Below are 15,285 nucleotides of genomic sequence, written 5' to 3'. Positions count from 1 at the left end.
TGCTAAAATTTTCTTCGCATTCAATGCTTAATCCTTAAAAAATCCCACGCAAAAGATTGTCTAAATTTATGAAAAAAATTATTATATCGCAAAATTCCACCAAAATGCGCCTTGATATTTTCCTAAGTCAAAATCTTAACGCTTCGCGCGCGCAGGTAGCGGACTTCATCAAATCCCAAAGCGTGCGCATAAATGGCAAAATCTGCACCAAACCAAGTGCGCTTTTAAAGCCAAATGACTGCGTGGAATTTAGCGAGCCACAAACCTTGCAAAATGCAGAATCTAGCGCATTTACACAGGATAAAACGCTAGATTCTAAAAAAGAATTTAGCCAAATTGAAATCCTCTATAAAGATGATGATATTTTGCTTCTTAATAAACCGCCAAATCTCATCATCCACGATGCGCCTTCCACCAAAGAGCCGACTTTGCTTGACTGGCTCAAACTCACCCAAAAGCCCTTAGATTCCCTAAGTGGGAATCTGCGCTATGGAATCGTGCATAGGCTAGATAGATTCACAAGTGGCGCGCTGGCGGTGGCGCGTAATTTAAAAGCGCACACTTCCCTAAGCAATCAGCTCAAAACCCGCACAATGGGGAGAATCTACCTAGCCGTAATCACGCCAAAGCTCAAAAATGACATGATAATCGAGTGCTACCTCGGGCGCAATCCCAAAAATCGCCTAAAAATGGCAAAGCTGGCGTCGGTGGATTCTTATTTTGCGCGGGATTCTCAACTTTTGCGGGATTCTCACTTTTCACGCACGCCTCAAAGCACACAGAATCTCAAAACTCCCCAAAGCGCGCCAACTTTACCAAAAAACCTCCGCTACGCAAAAAGCGCATTTGTTAAGCTCTTAGATTCCAAAAATGGCTGTTTTGAACTCATCGCTATAAAGCTATTTACCGGCAGGACGCACCAAATCCGCGCGCATTTAGAAAGCATCAATCGCCACATTTTAGGCGATGAACTCTATGGCTACAAGCAAGAATCTAGCGGGATTTCTTACAATGGCAGAATCTTGCTACACGCCTACATAATGTATCTACAGCACCCAAGAATGATGGATACGCTATTTTTCAAAGCCCCGCTTTTTGCCGATATGCTAAACTTTTTAGAGCAAAATTTTCAAAAGGACAAACTCAATGAAGTGCTGGATAGCGACACTCTTTTGCAGCGTTTTAGCCATTTTTAGCCTCAATCTCACAGGCTGTGTGACGCTCACGCAAGGATTTAATCAAAAATTCGAGCAAGATTCTAACCTCCCAACCCTGTCAAACATTCGCACCATTAGCGATGTCAGCACCATAGGATTTGAGTGGGAAATGCCCGCGCAAAAGGTGGATTCACAAAATGTCTTAGAAAAGCTAGAAATTGAAGGTTTTGTCATCTATCGCGCGAGTGAAAGCGATTTTGGACGCGAGGAATTAGAGCAGGAAAATCTCCCATTTAGCGCCTTTAAGCAAATTGCGATTTTGAAAAATCCCCTTGCCACGCACTTTTTTGACACAAATCTTAAGCCAAAAAGCGTGTATTACTATCTCTTTGCCACACTTGGCGAGGATAAGACGATGAGCCCTCTTAGCAAAGCGCTTAAGGTAGAGACTTCTTTCATCGATCCGATAGAAGGGCTTTTCGTGCTAAATCACAAGCCAAAAACGCTAAAAATCGTCATCGCCCCGCATGCAAATCCGAGCATAAAATCCTACATTATCCAGCGCCAAAACGACAAGGGCGTATTTATCAACATTACCGAGCTTAAGGGGCGCTTTAATATCGAATATTTTGATACCAACCTTCAAGATGGCACAGCCTACACTTATCGCGTGCTTGCGAAGGATTTTTTGGGGAATCTAAGCGAGCCTTCAACTGAAGTGAGTGAGCGCACGCTTGAGCTTTTACCAAGCATTGAAAACGCCAGCGCATCAAATGGCTTACCGCTTAAAATCGAGCTAAGCTGGAATCCGCTCTCCCAAGCCAAACGCTACAGAATCTATGCGGATATGGAAAATAACGGACAATACAAAGTCCTTGCCACCACGACAAAAACGCATTTCACCCATACGCTTAAAGATCATGGGCAAAGCGTGCGTTATCAAATCGTTGGGCTAGATTCTTATGATACAGATGGCGAAATGCTAAAAACCCCGCTTGTTGGCTCTACGCTTGCGCGCCCACAAGCGCCAAAAATCACAAGCTCTAGGATTGAGGGGCAAAATATCATCATCGAATGGAGCACGCCAGAAGATTCTCGCGCAAAAAAATACGCACTCTATCGCAAAGAACCCCAAACAAACCGCTCTAATCGCTACAACAACATAAAATCCACAAGTTTTATTGACAAGGAAACCAAACGCGCGCTTAATTACACCTACAGCGTTTCTAGCATTGATGAATTTGGCATAGAATCCGCTCAAAGCGCGTCTGTCACGCTTATGCGAAACTAAGTAATTTTAAGCGCGATTTTAAAACACCGCTTAAAGTGCCATTTAAGCACGATTTGGGCGCAAGGTGCTATAATGCGATTTTTCAAGCATTTTCCCTAAGGAGGCAAAAAATGGAGCTTATCCATAGTATTAATGATTTTAATGAAGCAAAGCAAGTCATTGTTGGCGGTGTGAATTCCCCTGTGCGCGCGTTTGGCTCTGTGGGCGGGACACCTAGATTTATCAAAAAAGGCGCGGGCGCGTATCTCTACGATGAAGATGACAATGTCTATATTGACTTCGTGCAAAGCTGGGGACCGCTAATTTTTGGGCATTGTGATAAAGATATAGAATCTAGCGTTTTGCACGCGGCAAAAAATGGGCTTAGTTTTGGCGCACCTACCGAGCTTGAGACGACTTTGGCAAAAGAAATCATTAGTATTTATGATAATGTCGAAAAAATCCGCCTTGTTAATTCCGGCACCGAAGCCACAATGAGCGCTATCCGCCTAGCGCGCGCCTATAGCGGGAAAGATGATATTATAAAATTTGAAGGTTGCTACCATGGGCATTCTGATAGCTTGCTTGTGAGTGCGGGAAGTGGTTGCGCGACTTTTGGGAATCCTAGCTCGCCGGGCGTGCCAAAGGATCTCACTAAGCATACTTTAGTCGCGCGCTATAACGATATAGATTCTGTGCGGGCGTGCTTTGAGACAAGCGCGAAAAATGGCAGTGGCGTTGGTTGCGTGATTATTGAGCCAATCGCTGGGAATATGGGACTTGTGCCGGCGGATAAAGAGTTTTTGCGCGCATTGCGCGGACTTTGCAATGATTTTGGCGCGGTGCTTATTTTTGATGAAGTGATGAGTGGATTCCGCGCTAGCCTTAAAGGCGCGCTTAGCTTTTGTGATGTGTTGCCAGATATGGCGACTTTTGGCAAGGTTATCGGCGCGGGAATGCCCCTTGCTGCGTTTGGCGGGAAAGATGAAATAATGAATCTGCTCTCCCCTGTGGGTGGCGTGTATCAAGCAGGCACGCTAAGTGGGAATCCGCTCGCTGTGAGCGGTGGCTTATGCGCGCTTAGCAAGCTTAAGGCAAATCCAAAAATTTATACATATTTAGAAAATCTCGCGCGCAAATTGACAGAAGGATTAAAAGAATCTGCAAATGCGTATAAAATCCCAATGCAGACGACATTTAGAGGCTCTATGTTTGGCTTTTTCTTTTGTGAAAATGAAGTGAAAAACTTTGATGATGCCAAAAAGGCAGACACCGCGCTTTTTGCAAAGTTTCATCAAAAAATGCTTGAAAAAGGCGTGTATCTTGCTTGCTCGCAGTTTGAGACAGGCTTTATTTGCGCGAGCATGGGCGAAAAAGAGATTGACACCACAATTGCCGCAGCAAAAGAATGCTTTGCAGAAATCACGCAAGGGCTTTAAGACAATGGATTCTAAGCAAAAAGATTTGCAAAATTTGGGGAAAAAAGATTCTCATCAACCAAATAGCGTTGCAGAATCTAAGAAACCAGAAAACACCGAGCATGCATGCGAAGCGGAATTTACTTCCGCGCAGACGATACAATCTAAGGAAATAGCTTCTCATCAATCAAATAGCGTTGCAGAATCTACAGAATCTAAGAACTCAAAAAATATCGAGTATGTGCGCGAGCGAAGCGAGGCGGAGGCGAAGTGCGATTCACTCGCACGAGACGATACAATTAATGGAATAGCTTCCCACCAGCCAAAATTCCAAAAAGTCATCGAAGGCGCGTATGATTTGAGCTTAGGAATCTCCATCATCGTGGCGATTGCGCTTGGGTTTGGGCTTGGGTTTGGATTAAAAAAGCTTTTTTCTTATGAGTGGCTCTTGTGGCTTGGGATTTTTTGGGGAATCTGCGCGGCAATTTTAAACATCTATAAAGCCTACAAACGCCAAAAAAAGGCACTTGATGAGCTAGCGAAAAATCCGCGCTACAATTCGCAAGCTTTTTTAGCAAAGCAAAAGCAGTGGGACAAGGAAGATGATGAGGACTAGCACAAAGCGCGCTATGCTCATTTTTGCGCTGTGCGCGCTATGTGGCGTGGCGCTAGCTGGCGGGGTGGTGAGCGCGTTTTTTGGTTTGCCTTATTTTGCGAGCTTTGAGTGCGCGTTTATCGGGCTTAGCCTAATTTTGTCTGCGTCATTTTTTGGGATTATCAAGCAGGTGCAAAGAGCCAAAGAAGAAGCGCTTTTAGCAGAGCTCAACGCACAAAAGCAAGAATCTGCACAAGATTCTAACAAATCAAAAAACGCCGAGTGTGAGCGTGAAGCAGAATTTACTTCCGCGGAGACGATACAATCTAAGGAAATAGATTCTCATCAACCAAATAGCGTTGCAGAATCTACAAATTTAATCAGCCAAAAAACACCTAGTGTGAGCGCGCAAGCGAAGTGCAAACAAGCTTTCGCGGAGCCGAGCGGGATTCACTCCCGCGAAGGTGATACAATTGATAGAATAAAAGCGGAGGCGAAGTGCGATTCACTCGCTACGGATGATACAATTAATGGAATAGCGGGAATGGATTGCTTCGCTCGACTTGCGCTCGCTCGCAATGACGAAAACCCAACACGCGGCGATGAAAACCCCGCCCGTCATTGCGAGGATTCGCAGAATCCGAAGCAATCCACAAAAGATTTTCATCAATCTAAAGAAACTATCCCCTTTACCTCGCGCTTTTTGGTTGGTGTGAAACTAAGCTTTTCATTTTTGCGCCTTTTGTGCTACATGGGCTTTATTTTCGCGCTCATCGGACTTTTAGAATCTAAGCTTTTTGAGCCTGTGAGCTTTCTTGTAGGTGGTATTGCAAGCATTGTGGTGGTTATTGCCATCGCGTTGCAATCCTTATATAAAAATTAATTTAACTTTGTCTTAAGGAAACTCTCCTTATAATTTCGCTCCTTTAACTCCAATTTTTAAGGATTCTTTATGGAACTTACAAAGATAGCAACACAAGCTGATATTAATCGTCAGTGGGTCGTGCTTGATGCCAAAGATAAAATTTTTGGTCGCTTGATTGCAGAGGTGGCTACACTTTTGCGCGGGAAGCACAAGCCTTGTTTTACGCCAAATGTTGATTGTGGCGACTTTGTCATCATTATCAACGCTGCAGAAGTGAAATTTAGCGGTATGAAGCTCAAAGATAAAGAGTATTTCACACACTCTGGCTATTTTGGTAGCACAAAAAGCAAGACGCTTGAAGAAATGCTCCAAAAATCACCTGAAAAGCTCTATCACCTAGCAGTGCGCGGTATGCTCCCAAAAACAAAGCTCGGACGCGCGCAACTTAAAAAACTCAAAGTCTATAAAGGTGACACACACCCACACAGCGCACAAGTAGCAAAAAACGCAGCTACAGCAAAATAGAACACACAAAGGATAGCTAATGACAAAAATCTATGCAACAGGTAAAAGAAAAACAGCCATCGCAAAAGTGTGGCTACAAAGTGGCTCTGGCAAACTTAGCATTAATGGTATGAGCCTCAATGACTGGCTAGGCGGGCATGAAGCAATCAAAATGAAAGTTATGCAACCTCTTATCCTTACAAAGCAAGAAAAGTCCGTAGATATCATCGCGCAAACGCTTGGCGGTGGTTATAGCGCGCAAGCAGAGGCTTTGCGTCATGGAATCTCAAAAGCACTCAATAGCTATGATGTGGCATTCCGTGCGATTTTGAAGCCAAAAGGCTTACTCACAAGGGATTCTCGTGTGGTTGAGCGTAAAAAATACGGGAAGAAAAAAGCGAGAAGATCACCGCAATTCTCTAAGAGATAATTTTTCTTACTATTTGCTATATTTTGTGAATCTCTTCCTAAGATATAGCCTTATTTTTAAGGAGTTCGCATGTTACCAGAAGCCGATTATATTTGGAAAGATGGCGCATTTGTGAAGTGGCAAGAGGCTACGACACATATTCTAAGCCACACTTTACATTATGGAAATGCTGTTTTTGAAGGCACTAGGGCATATATGACGCCCAAAGGATTAGCGATTTTTCGCTTGAAAGACCACACAAAGCGCCTTTTAAATTCTGCCAAAATCACCGCCATCAAATGCCCATATTCCCAAGAGGAGCTTGAAAAGGCGCAAATTGAGTTATTGCGAAAGAACGCGCATTGCTATAAGGCAAATGTGTATATCCGCCCGCTTATTTATCTAGGCTATGGCGTTATGGGGCTTTATCATGTGAAAGCGCCGGTAAATGTGGCGATTGCCGCGTGGGAATGGGGCGCGTATCTCGGAGATGAGGGCATCACAAATGGCATAAAGGTAAAAACAAGCTCTTTTGCGCGCAATAGCATAAAATCCATCATGGGAAAAGCAAAGTCCGCTGCAAGCTATCTCAATTCGCAAATGGCGAAGCTAGAAGCTGTTGAATGTGGCTGCGAGGAGGCGCTTTTGCTTGATGAAAATGGCTTTGTGGCAGAAGGCAGTGGGGAGTGCATTTTCATCGTGCGCGATGGCGTGCTTATCACCCCACCACATGACAATAGCTTAGAATCTATCACGCAAGCAAGTGTAATTGCACTTGCAAAAGATTTGGGGATTCCATTTATTGAGCGCAAAATCACGCGCGATGAAATCTATATCGCTGATGAGGCGTTTTTCACAGGCACTGCGGCGGAGATTACGCCTATTAGAGAGCTAGATTCTCGTCAAATCGGGCTAGGCACGCGAGGTCCTGTTACAAAGAGATTGCAAGAAGCCTTCTTTGAAGTGGTGCAAGGCAAAAACGAAAAATACAAAGAATGGCTCACCTATATTTAACAAGAATTTAAAAGGATTTTTATGCCAATTGATCTAAACGAACATTTGAAAAACAAGCGCCAGCAAAGCCAAAATCAACAAAAAGAGAATCCAGAGCCAAAAAAAGATGATGGCAAAAACAATAACAACTGGGGCGGTGGCAATAACTGGAATAACAATAGAGGCGGGAGCGATTTTAGCAACCTCACAAACTTCGTGCCAAGCGGAAAGAAGCTTTTTATTTGGATTGTCATCATCGCGCTTTTGGTTATCCTCATCGCGCAGAAGCCTTTTGTGATTGTGAATTCTGGCGAAGTTGGGATCAAGGTGCATTTGGGGGAATACCAAAAGCAACCACTTGAAGCAGGCTTGCATTTCTTTATCCCGCCAATTGAGCATGTGATTATCGTTGATACACGCGTGAAAACTTTGCATTTCACAAGCAATGAAGATATGGAGCGCCGCAATAATCAAAGCATCGCGCAAAAAGTGCCAATCCAAGTGCGCGATAAGCTCGGGCTTGATGTGGCTATCGAGCTAACGCTCAAATACCAGCTTGATCGCGCGAAAGTGTCAGATACGATTAGAGATTACACGACTTTGTGGGATGAAGTCATCATCGTGCCCGGAATCTTAGAAGTAGTCGGAAGTGTGATAGGAAACTACCACGCCGAGGAACTTCCAAGCAAAAGGGATGAAATCGCAAATCTCATTGCCACAAACTTCCAAAATAAAATTAACGCCATCCGCGATAAGCCTGTGCGCTTAGATTCTGTGGAGTTGCGTAAGATTATCTTGCCACCAGAAGTGAAAAATAAAATCGAGCAAGTCCAAGTAGCAAAGCAAGAGGCTGAAAAGGCAAAAGAGGAAGCGCGTGCATTGCGTGAGCGCTCGCAAGGTAAGGCAGACGCGGCGATTATCGAGGCTACAGGACAGGCAAAGGCAAATCAGCTTGTGAGTGAAAGTCTCTCATCAAGGTTGCTTGAGTTGCGACAGATTGAGATGCAAGGGAAGTTTAATGATGCGCTTAGAGAAAACAAAGACGCGCAGATTTTCCTAACGCCGGGCGGTTCAGTGCCAAATATATGGGTGGATTCTAAAAACAAAAGGCAAAATACGGCTATCTCGCAATAGCCCAAACTTGCACGCCAAACTTTATTAAAGGTATCAAGTGGCTACACATTCAAACTTAGAATCTAGCACAAAGGTGCTGGATTCTGCACTCACGCTAGATTCTACGCAAGATTTACTCAATAGTATTGACTGGCAAAAATCCCCACTTATCCCCACAATCGCGCAAGATTTTAAAACCAAAGAAGTGCTTATGCTTGCTTTTAGCAATGAATCCTCTCTAAATCTCACACTTGAGACAAAGCAGGCACATTATTTCTCGCGCTCAAAAGCACGCATTTGGCGCAAAGGTGAGCAAAGTGGGCATATACAAGAGATTATCGAAGTGCGCATTGATTGCGATAGCGATGCCTTACTTTTCCTTGTTAAGCAACATGGCGTGGCGTGCCACACGGGCAATATGAGCTGTTTTTTTAGGCAACTAGATTCTCAAAATTCTCAAAGCGTGCAAACTCTGCAAGGTATGCAAAAAATTGATACAAAAGAAATTTATGGAATCATAGATTCTCTTTATCACACAATTTTAGAGCGCAAAACAAAAGATCCCAAAAACTCTTATGTCGCCTCGCTTTTTGCTAAAGGTGAAAATACAATTTGCAAAAAAATCATCGAGGAAGCCGGCGAGCTTACCTTTGCGCTCAAAGATGGGGAGCAAAAAGATATTATTTATGAATGCGCGGATTTGGTGTTTCATAGCCTTGTGGGGCTTGCTAGCAAGGACATTAGCCCAGATAGAATCCGTCAAGAGCTCAAAAGGCGTGAGGGCGTGAGTGGCATAGCAGAAAAAAACTCACGCAAAAGCTAATGCAACAATACAAAGAACTTATTCTAAATTTTTTCAATCTCTTTGCGGTGTATGAAATCGCACTTATGGGGTGCTTGTTTATCCTCTTTTTGCTGTTTTTCTTGCTCGGACTTCTTTTGCGCGGGCGGAGATTTTTCCCAAAGTTTTTTTTCTTTCTCTCTTTTTTGGTTTTTGCAAGCGGTCCTTTTGTACTGAAATATTGCATACAGAATCTCTTTTATACGCTTGAAGTCGATATCACCCAAAGCAAGCGTTTGGAATATATCGATGCCTTTCTTTTAGAAGCAAAGCTCACAAACAAGGGCTTTTTGCCTATCAATATTTGCGAAGTGTATGTCAATATCCAAAGGGAGGATTGGCTCAAATTCCTAAGCCCCATTTACCCCAAAAAATCCTACCAAAAAACGCTCTTTATGCGCCTTGAACCAAAGCAAAGCGAGAATCTTAGCGTTTTGTTTAATGATTTCACCCAACAAGTGCCTTTTGAATATCGCGTGCAAATTGACTGCTATCTTGGCAATGGCTTAAGAAAAGAGCCAAAGCAAACGCCCTAGCGCGTAAAAATTCTACTCTTTCAAACGCGCAATATCCGCACCTAGCCCCAAAAACTTCTGCTCTAACGCCTCATAACCTCTATCAAGATGGTAGATTCTATGCACCTGCGTTTCACCCTGCGCCACGAGCCCAGCTAGCACGAGTGCCGAGCTTGCGCGTAAATCTGTCGCCATCACACTTGCGCCAAAAAGCTCTCTTTTCCCGCTAATTTTTGCAATATTGTTTGTAAGCTTAATATCCGCACCTAAGCGCTGTAACTCACTCACATGCATAAAGCGATTTTCAAACAATCGCTCCTCTATCACACTCACACCCTCGCACTGCGTAGCCAGCGCCATAAATTGCGCCTGCATATCTGTTGGGAATCCGGGATATTCTGTTGTGACAAGCTCAAAGGGATTGAACTTTTTTGCACTCAAAATGCGTAGATTCTGCACGCCTTGCGCACCATTTTGTTTTTCAGATTCTTGTGTTTTGGATTCTTGCACTTCAAAGCTAAAGCCAATTTCTTCTAACTTATCCAAAATCGCCTTTAAATGCGCGCACAAAACGCCTTTAAGCGTTATTTCAGAATTTGTTATTGCACCAGCACAAAGATAAGTTCCAGCCTCGATTCTATCCGGGATAACGCTAAAAGGCTCAAAAGTAGGCAAGATTCCATCGCTTCCATGGATTAAAAGTTCATTGCTTCCTATACCCTCAATCTCAATCCCGCTTTTTCTTAGAATCTCGCATAATTGCACGACTTCTGGCTCTTTTGCCGCGTTTATAATGCGCGTTTTACCCCGTGCTAGCGTGGCTGCCATGATGATATTTTCGCTTCCTGTGACAGAGATTTTATCAAACAAAATATCCGCGCCTTTGAGCCCCTTTGGCGCGTTGGCGATGATGTAGCCACCTTGTATGTGGATTTGGGCGCCCATTTTTTCCAACGCCTTTAAATGCAAATCTACCGGGCGCGCACCAATAGCACAACCTCCGGGCAAGCTCACTTCGCAAGTCCTAAAGCGCGTCAAAAGCGGTCCTAGCACAAGGATAGAAGCGCGCATTTTACGCACAATGTCATAAATCGCGCGGGTGTGGATTATTTGTTCGCAAGTCACCTCAACGCTGTGAGAATCTATCGTAGCGACATTTGCGCCCAAATGCTCCAAAAGCTTTGTGAGCGTTTTGACATCTGCCACATTTGGGAGATTTGAGATTTTTACAGGCTTATCACTCAAAAGACTAAGCGCCAAAAGTGGCAAAGCAGCGTTTTTCGCCCCAGAGATTGCAACTTCTCCAAAAAGTTTGGGTGATTGGCGTATTTGCAAATAATCCATTAATTTTTCCTTTATTTTTTCTCGCGTTTTTGCAAGGCTGTGCCTATTTTTGTGCGGATGTCATTTTTTATGCTCGCGTTAGAATCTTCCAGCTCATCGCGGAATTTTGCCACTTCTTCAGCCTCCATAAGCAAAGGGTTGATTGAAAAATCATAGATAATATTAAGCCAAGTTTGATAGTCCGCACTTCCTACAGGTGGGGCTTTGGAAAATTTCTTGCGAAAAGTGTCATAATTGACTTTTAACTGCTCTTTATTTTCTTTATTTGCGCTTATGTTTTTTGCAAGCTCCTGAAGGGGATTTTCCACCGCTTTTTGTGGCTCGGATTCTAACGCCACGCTTAAAAGCCCTGCAAAAATGATTGGCAACGCAAAAATAAGCATCGCCAGCCAACACAGCGCATAAAAATAGATATTAAACATATATGCAAACTAGTAGTCTTTAAATAAATCCATTGTAGCTTTTACATAGCCTTCCACCGAACCGCAATCATATCTACTGCCTTTAAATTTATACGCCAGCACGCGCCCTTGCTTTGCCTGCTCTAAAAGCGCATCAGTTATCTGAATCTCGCCCTTTTTACCCGGCAAAGTCGTGCGCAAAATATCAAAAATATCAGGTGTAAGGATATAGCGCCCGATAATTGCAAGATTACTAGGGGCTTTATCAACGCTTGGCTTCTCCACCATATTACTTACGCGATATACGCCCTTTTCCACCTCATCGCCTTGGATAATCCCATACTTATCAACTTCATTTTTTGCCACTTCTTGAATCGCCACAATCGAGCAACGATATTTTTTATACAGCTCCACCATTTGCGCGAGAATCCCTTGTGAGCCTTTATTAATACACAAGTCATCAGCCAAAACCACCGCAAAAGGCTCTTGCCCAATAAGCACTTCACCGGTTAAAATCGCATGCCCTAGCCCTTTCATCTCATTTTGTCTTGTGTAAGAAAAATTACAAAGATTTGTCAGTCGGCGGATATCTTTAAGCAAATCCTCTTTGTCCGTGCCCTTAATTTGATGCTCTAATTCATAATTGACATCAAAATGATCCTCAATACTGCGCTTCCCGCGCCCTGTGACAATCGCCATCGTATGACAGCCCGCCTCCAAAGCTTCCTCCACGCCATATTGAATAAGTGGCTTTGTTAGCACTGGTAGCATTTCTTTTGGCATCGCCTTTGTCGCAGGTAAAAACCTCGTCCCATAGCCTGCTGCTGGGAATAAACATTTATCAATCATCACTTGCTCCTTTTAAGATTATTTCAACGGAATCTGTTTGATAACATTTTCAAGGCGGATATTATTACCAAAAAGTCTTTGATAAACAATATAATTTGCCAGAACCTTTAGCCCATAAGTGCGTGATTCTTCATACGGGATAAGCTCCATGCTGATCCAAGGCTCAAATTTGCGCTTTTTGAGGAAAAGATTCCCCTTTTTTAGCGTGCGGCGTAAAAATCCCGGACCGCCATTATACGCATAAGAAACAAGCAAAGGATGTTTAAACTCCCTTTGCAAATCATCTAAATAGAATCTCCCAAATTCAAGCGCTAACACAGGATTAAACATATCCTCTAGCTCAATGTCTTGTTTCCCCATACTTTTGGCAAAAGGCGCGACATTAAAGGGCATAATCTGCATCATCCCAAGCGCATAAGAAGTCGAAATAAGCGCGGGCAAGAAGTGGGATTCCTGTCTTGCAATGGCGTAAGTTAGGGCTTTTTGATTTGTATCCCTCCAGCTAAGCGCATCGCTAAAGGGCGTTAAAAAATAGTGATTCTGAAACTTCGTCGCGCGCGCGTGGATAAAGGCAAGATGGGGTTGTAAGCCTTCAAAACCAAACTCATCTAAAAGCTCAAGCAAATTGTTAGAATCTGAAACTTTCAGCAAATTTGCGCGCAAAATCTCCCACTGAAAAGGATCTGAAATATCAAAAGGTGCTGGCTCACTTTTAAGATTCTCAAAATCGCTCAAAATTGTGTAATTTGGCGCGACATTGAGCTTTTCAAGTGCATAAAGCGTGTAAATATCGATATTTGTGCTTTTTGCAAGCTCGCTTAAAAGCGCTTTATTCTGCGAAATGAGATAACGCCAAAAAAGCGCTTTATTAATAAAAAGCGGATCTTTGCTCGCACTTTGGGCGAGGGTGAAATACTCAAGCGCATTTGTTTTATTATTTGCCAAAAGCTCGTGGATTCCGAGCAAAAACAGCGTATAACCGCTATTAGCCTTTTTTATGTGCGCGTTTAGTAGGGATTTTTTGAACTTTGGCAAAGAATCTGAAAGAATGGCATTTTGGATAATCTTATCAAAATCCGCGCTCTGCTCTTCTGCAAGGGCTTTCAGTCGTTGGGGCTTGATGTTTTGATTAATAATCGTGGCTTTTTGATTTTCACTCAACGCATTAAAAATCTGCGCGAAAGTCTTCGCATCGCTTGTAAGCATATTTGTAAGGATTGCTTTTGAGCTTAAGATTCTCACTTTTTTGCTAAGATTTTCATTTGGCGCAATCACAGCTTGCAGTTTTTGCAACCTTTGCGCCTCAAGGCTTGGAATCTGCGAAAGTCGCAAACCAAAGCTAATGCACTCTATATCTTGCGAAAGTAGCGCGTCAAAATCAAGCTTTTTGCAAAGCAAATCTTTTGGCAACTCATGGGGCATGCCCTTTTTTTCCATTAAGGCTGTGAGCTTTGCATTTTTGCGAAAAATTAGCTCATAGGCTTTGAGTGCATCTTGTAAATTTGTCTTTTCATCGCTCAAAAAACGCCAAATGTAAAAATCGCGCGCCAAACCTTTGGGCTTAGATTCTAAAAATTCAAGCGTAATATCAATGCTAAAAGCAAAAGAGTAAAGCGCAAAGATAAAAAGTAAGATTCTTAGCAAACTAGAGCCTTTGAAGTATGTAAGGCACGCTTTTTGAAAGCAAAATATTGATAAATTCTAACGCCAAAATCACAATAAGCGGCGCTAAATCAAGCCCGCCAAAATTTGTCCGCATAAGCCTACGCACACGCGAAAAAAGCGGCTCGCTTAGGCGATAAAGCACTTGCACGATTGGATTATAAGGATCAGGGCGCACCCAGCTCACTAGCACCGCGGCAATAAGCACAAAAATATACAAATTAAGCGCGATATTTATCACACTCACAAGAGATTCTAAAAACACCGCTAGCATTGAACCCTCCTTATTTCGCTCCACATTTTACGCCCTCTTTTTGACTTTGCTTTTTTAGCTTTCTTGTTGCGTATTCAAAAGTCCCAAAAGCTCAAAATGCGTGAAATAGTCATCAAAATAATAGATATTCTCACACCCCGCCTCCACTAAATGCGTCCCTAGCACACTTGCTGTATGCCCGCTGTAGCACACAAGAAGGATTTTTGCATTCTTATTTTGAAGCGCATATTGATAGATATCTTGCGCGTTTGAAAAATTGCGAGATTCTCTAACATGCGCGAAGTCATAATCGCTTTTATCGCGGATATCAAAGACTTTGAACTCTGAAAGTCGCCCCTGCGCGATATCCTGCGGATAGATTGGATTAGCAAGTGAAGGATTATTTTTCCCTTTAAAAGAAGTTTCAGACATAGCAATCCTTTAATTTTGGCTAGCAGAGTGCGGATTATAGCTTAAGTAGATTAATTGATTAAAACTAGCCCAAAAGTGCGAGATGATCGCTCATTGTCTTACTTCCTAATCTTTTTTTCACCCACAAAAACAATCCCCTTCCTGCAAGTTTTATCACAAGCTTAAAAGCAAGCGGATTAATCTTTTTGGTAGTAAAAAGATGCAAATCACCATAAGAGTAAAAATATAAACCTCTTTTCTTAGCGATAAATTCCAAACTCTCACGAGAATAAAAGCTGATATGCTGTCCATGTGCAAAACCATAATACCACCACGCATTTTGCCCGCTAGATTTTGGAATAAATGAGGGTAAAAGCTCGGTAGAAAAGAGTAAATTTGGCGCACATGAAAGCATAGATTCTATCTCTTCAAGCGGATTTGGCAAATGCTCGAACACTTCAAAACTTGTAGCAAGCTCTGGCGTTGGCATTTTGGCTTGTTTTGATAATTTTTCTTGGGTAAATACAGAATCTAGCCCACGCAATCGCGGATTCCCACTTTCCCACTCAAAGCCCCGCGCAAAAAGATTCTGACAATATTTATCCTCCCAAAATGCTTCAATCCCGCTATCGCGCAATAATCGCACAAGCAATCCTGTGCCACCGCCAAAATCTAGTAAAATTTT

General features: G+C 42.9%; 18 protein-coding genes. 11 read left to right on the top strand and 7 right to left on the bottom strand.

What is annotated here, in order from left to right; genetic code table 11:
• Positions 1-68 precede the first annotated feature (68 nt).
• The 11 genes from CQA49_RS03375 (at position 69) to CQA49_RS03325 (ending at position 9,701) form a co-directional block, all read left to right on the top strand.
• On the top strand, positions 69-1,196 hold the full coding sequence (locus CQA49_RS03375) for an RluA family pseudouridine synthase (RefSeq protein WP_115574561.1): 1,128 nt from the start codon (positions 69-71) through the stop codon (positions 1,194-1,196).
• Positions 1,147-2,448: a fibronectin type III domain-containing protein gene (locus tag CQA49_RS03370; protein ID WP_115574560.1), complete on the top strand. Its 1,302-nt coding sequence runs from the start codon at positions 1,147-1,149 to the stop codon at positions 2,446-2,448. Before CQA49_RS03375 ends, CQA49_RS03370 begins: the two co-directional genes overlap by 50 nt.
• A gap of 110 nt (positions 2,449-2,558) precedes the next feature.
• Positions 2,559-3,866, top strand: a complete 1,308-nt coding sequence (gene hemL, locus CQA49_RS03365) for a glutamate-1-semialdehyde 2,1-aminomutase (RefSeq protein WP_115574559.1) — start codon at positions 2,559-2,561, stop codon at positions 3,864-3,866.
• Positions 3,841-4,461 (top strand): AtpZ/AtpI family protein, encoded by a 621-nt coding sequence (locus CQA49_RS10605; protein ID WP_309544430.1) that lies wholly within the window; start codon positions 3,841-3,843, stop codon positions 4,459-4,461. Before hemL ends, CQA49_RS10605 begins: the two co-directional genes overlap by 26 nt.
• Positions 4,451-5,323, top strand: coding sequence for a hypothetical protein (locus CQA49_RS03355; RefSeq protein WP_115574557.1), 873 nt, complete (start codon positions 4,451-4,453; stop codon positions 5,321-5,323). Before CQA49_RS10605 ends, CQA49_RS03355 begins: the two co-directional genes overlap by 11 nt.
• Positions 5,324-5,392: 69 nt before the next feature.
• Complete coding sequence (rplM, locus tag CQA49_RS03350; protein WP_115574556.1) at positions 5,393-5,830, top strand: 50S ribosomal protein L13; 438 nt, start codon at positions 5,393-5,395, stop codon at positions 5,828-5,830.
• 19 nt (positions 5,831-5,849) lie between these two features.
• Complete coding sequence (rpsI, locus tag CQA49_RS03345; RefSeq protein WP_066386987.1) at positions 5,850-6,239, top strand: 30S ribosomal protein S9; 390 nt, start codon at positions 5,850-5,852, stop codon at positions 6,237-6,239.
• Between the two features lie 69 nt (positions 6,240-6,308).
• Positions 6,309-7,232, top strand: a complete 924-nt coding sequence (locus tag CQA49_RS03340) for a branched-chain amino acid transaminase (RefSeq protein ID WP_115574555.1) — start codon at positions 6,309-6,311, stop codon at positions 7,230-7,232.
• A gap of 21 nt (positions 7,233-7,253) precedes the next feature.
• Complete coding sequence (locus CQA49_RS03335) at positions 7,254-8,345, top strand: prohibitin family protein (protein WP_115574554.1); 1,092 nt, start codon at positions 7,254-7,256, stop codon at positions 8,343-8,345.
• A gap of 124 nt (positions 8,346-8,469) precedes the next feature.
• Positions 8,470-9,147: a bifunctional phosphoribosyl-AMP cyclohydrolase/phosphoribosyl-ATP diphosphatase HisIE gene (gene hisIE, locus CQA49_RS03330; protein ID WP_408938905.1), complete on the top strand. Its 678-nt coding sequence runs from the start codon at positions 8,470-8,472 to the stop codon at positions 9,145-9,147.
• Positions 9,147-9,701: a DUF2393 family protein gene (locus CQA49_RS03325; RefSeq protein ID WP_115574553.1), complete on the top strand. Its 555-nt coding sequence runs from the start codon at positions 9,147-9,149 to the stop codon at positions 9,699-9,701. The genes hisIE and CQA49_RS03325 overlap by 1 nt, the downstream gene beginning before the upstream one ends.
• 12 nt (positions 9,702-9,713) lie before the next feature.
• Here CQA49_RS03325 and murA read toward each other — a convergent pair whose 3' ends face one another.
• The 7 genes from murA to CQA49_RS03290 form a co-directional block, all read right to left on the bottom strand.
• Entirely contained in the window at positions 9,714-11,024 is a 1,311-nt protein-coding gene (gene murA, locus CQA49_RS03320; RefSeq protein WP_115574552.1) for a UDP-N-acetylglucosamine 1-carboxyvinyltransferase, read from the bottom strand.
• An 11-nt stretch (positions 11,025-11,035) separates the two neighbouring features.
• Positions 11,036-11,446, bottom strand: coding sequence for a hypothetical protein (locus CQA49_RS03315; protein WP_115574551.1), 411 nt, complete (start codon positions 11,444-11,446; stop codon positions 11,036-11,038).
• Between the two features lie 9 nt (positions 11,447-11,455).
• Positions 11,456-12,274, bottom strand: coding sequence for a UTP--glucose-1-phosphate uridylyltransferase GalU (gene galU, locus CQA49_RS03310; protein ID WP_115574550.1), 819 nt, complete (start codon positions 12,272-12,274; stop codon positions 11,456-11,458).
• Between the two features lie 18 nt (positions 12,275-12,292).
• On the bottom strand, positions 12,293-13,918 hold the full coding sequence (locus CQA49_RS03305; RefSeq protein WP_115574549.1) for a lytic transglycosylase domain-containing protein: 1,626 nt from the start codon (positions 13,916-13,918) through the stop codon (positions 12,293-12,295).
• Position 13,919: 1 nt separating this feature from the next.
• Positions 13,920-14,210 carry a YggT family protein gene (locus CQA49_RS03300; protein ID WP_115574548.1) on the bottom strand — a complete coding sequence of 97 codons (291 nt, stop codon included), beginning with the start codon at positions 14,208-14,210 and terminating at the stop codon, positions 13,920-13,922.
• Positions 14,211-14,264: 54 nt separating this feature from the next.
• Positions 14,265-14,621, bottom strand: coding sequence for a rhodanese-like domain-containing protein (locus tag CQA49_RS03295; RefSeq protein ID WP_115574547.1), 357 nt, complete (start codon positions 14,619-14,621; stop codon positions 14,265-14,267).
• A 64-nt stretch (positions 14,622-14,685) separates the two neighbouring features.
• Positions 14,686-15,282: a class I SAM-dependent methyltransferase gene (locus CQA49_RS03290; RefSeq protein WP_115574546.1), complete on the bottom strand. Its 597-nt coding sequence runs from the start codon at positions 15,280-15,282 to the stop codon at positions 14,686-14,688.
• Between the last annotated feature and the right edge of the window lie 3 nt (positions 15,283-15,285).

The sequence above is a fragment of the Helicobacter sp. MIT 00-7814 genome, assembly GCF_003364115.1.
In the GTDB taxonomy this organism is placed as follows: domain Bacteria; phylum Campylobacterota; class Campylobacteria; order Campylobacterales; family Helicobacteraceae; genus Helicobacter_F.
This window is presented reverse-complemented; position numbering and strand designations above follow the sequence as displayed.

Excerpts from the sequence above, each read along its gene's own strand:
- CQA49_RS03375 (WP_115574561.1), top strand. The coding sequence starts at position 69 with ATGAAAAAAATTATTATATCGCAAAATTCCACCAAAATGCGCCTTGAT.
- CQA49_RS03370 (WP_115574560.1), top strand. The coding sequence starts at position 1,147 with ATGAAGTGCTGGATAGCGACACTCTTTTGCAGCGTTTTAGCCATTTTT.
- hemL (WP_115574559.1), top strand. The coding sequence starts at position 2,559 with ATGGAGCTTATCCATAGTATTAATGATTTTAATGAAGCAAAGCAAGTC.
- CQA49_RS03355 (WP_115574557.1), top strand. The coding sequence starts at position 4,451 with ATGAGGACTAGCACAAAGCGCGCTATGCTCATTTTTGCGCTGTGCGCG.
- rplM (WP_115574556.1), top strand. The coding sequence starts at position 5,393 with ATGGAACTTACAAAGATAGCAACACAAGCTGATATTAATCGTCAGTGG.
- rpsI (WP_066386987.1), top strand. The coding sequence starts at position 5,850 with ATGACAAAAATCTATGCAACAGGTAAAAGAAAAACAGCCATCGCAAAA.
- CQA49_RS03340 (WP_115574555.1), top strand. The coding sequence starts at position 6,309 with ATGTTACCAGAAGCCGATTATATTTGGAAAGATGGCGCATTTGTGAAG.
- CQA49_RS03335 (WP_115574554.1), top strand. The coding sequence starts at position 7,254 with ATGCCAATTGATCTAAACGAACATTTGAAAAACAAGCGCCAGCAAAGC.
- CQA49_RS03325 (WP_115574553.1), top strand. The coding sequence starts at position 9,147 with ATGCAACAATACAAAGAACTTATTCTAAATTTTTTCAATCTCTTTGCG.
- murA (WP_115574552.1), bottom strand. The coding sequence starts at position 11,024 with ATGGATTATTTGCAAATACGCCAATCACCCAAACTTTTTGGAGAAGTT.
- CQA49_RS03315 (WP_115574551.1), bottom strand. The coding sequence starts at position 11,446 with ATGTTTAATATCTATTTTTATGCGCTGTGTTGGCTGGCGATGCTTATT.
- galU (WP_115574550.1), bottom strand. The coding sequence starts at position 12,274 with ATGATTGATAAATGTTTATTCCCAGCAGCAGGCTATGGGACGAGGTTT.
- CQA49_RS03300 (WP_115574548.1), bottom strand. The coding sequence starts at position 14,210 with ATGCTAGCGGTGTTTTTAGAATCTCTTGTGAGTGTGATAAATATCGCG.
- CQA49_RS03295 (WP_115574547.1), bottom strand. The coding sequence starts at position 14,621 with ATGTCTGAAACTTCTTTTAAAGGGAAAAATAATCCTTCACTTGCTAAT.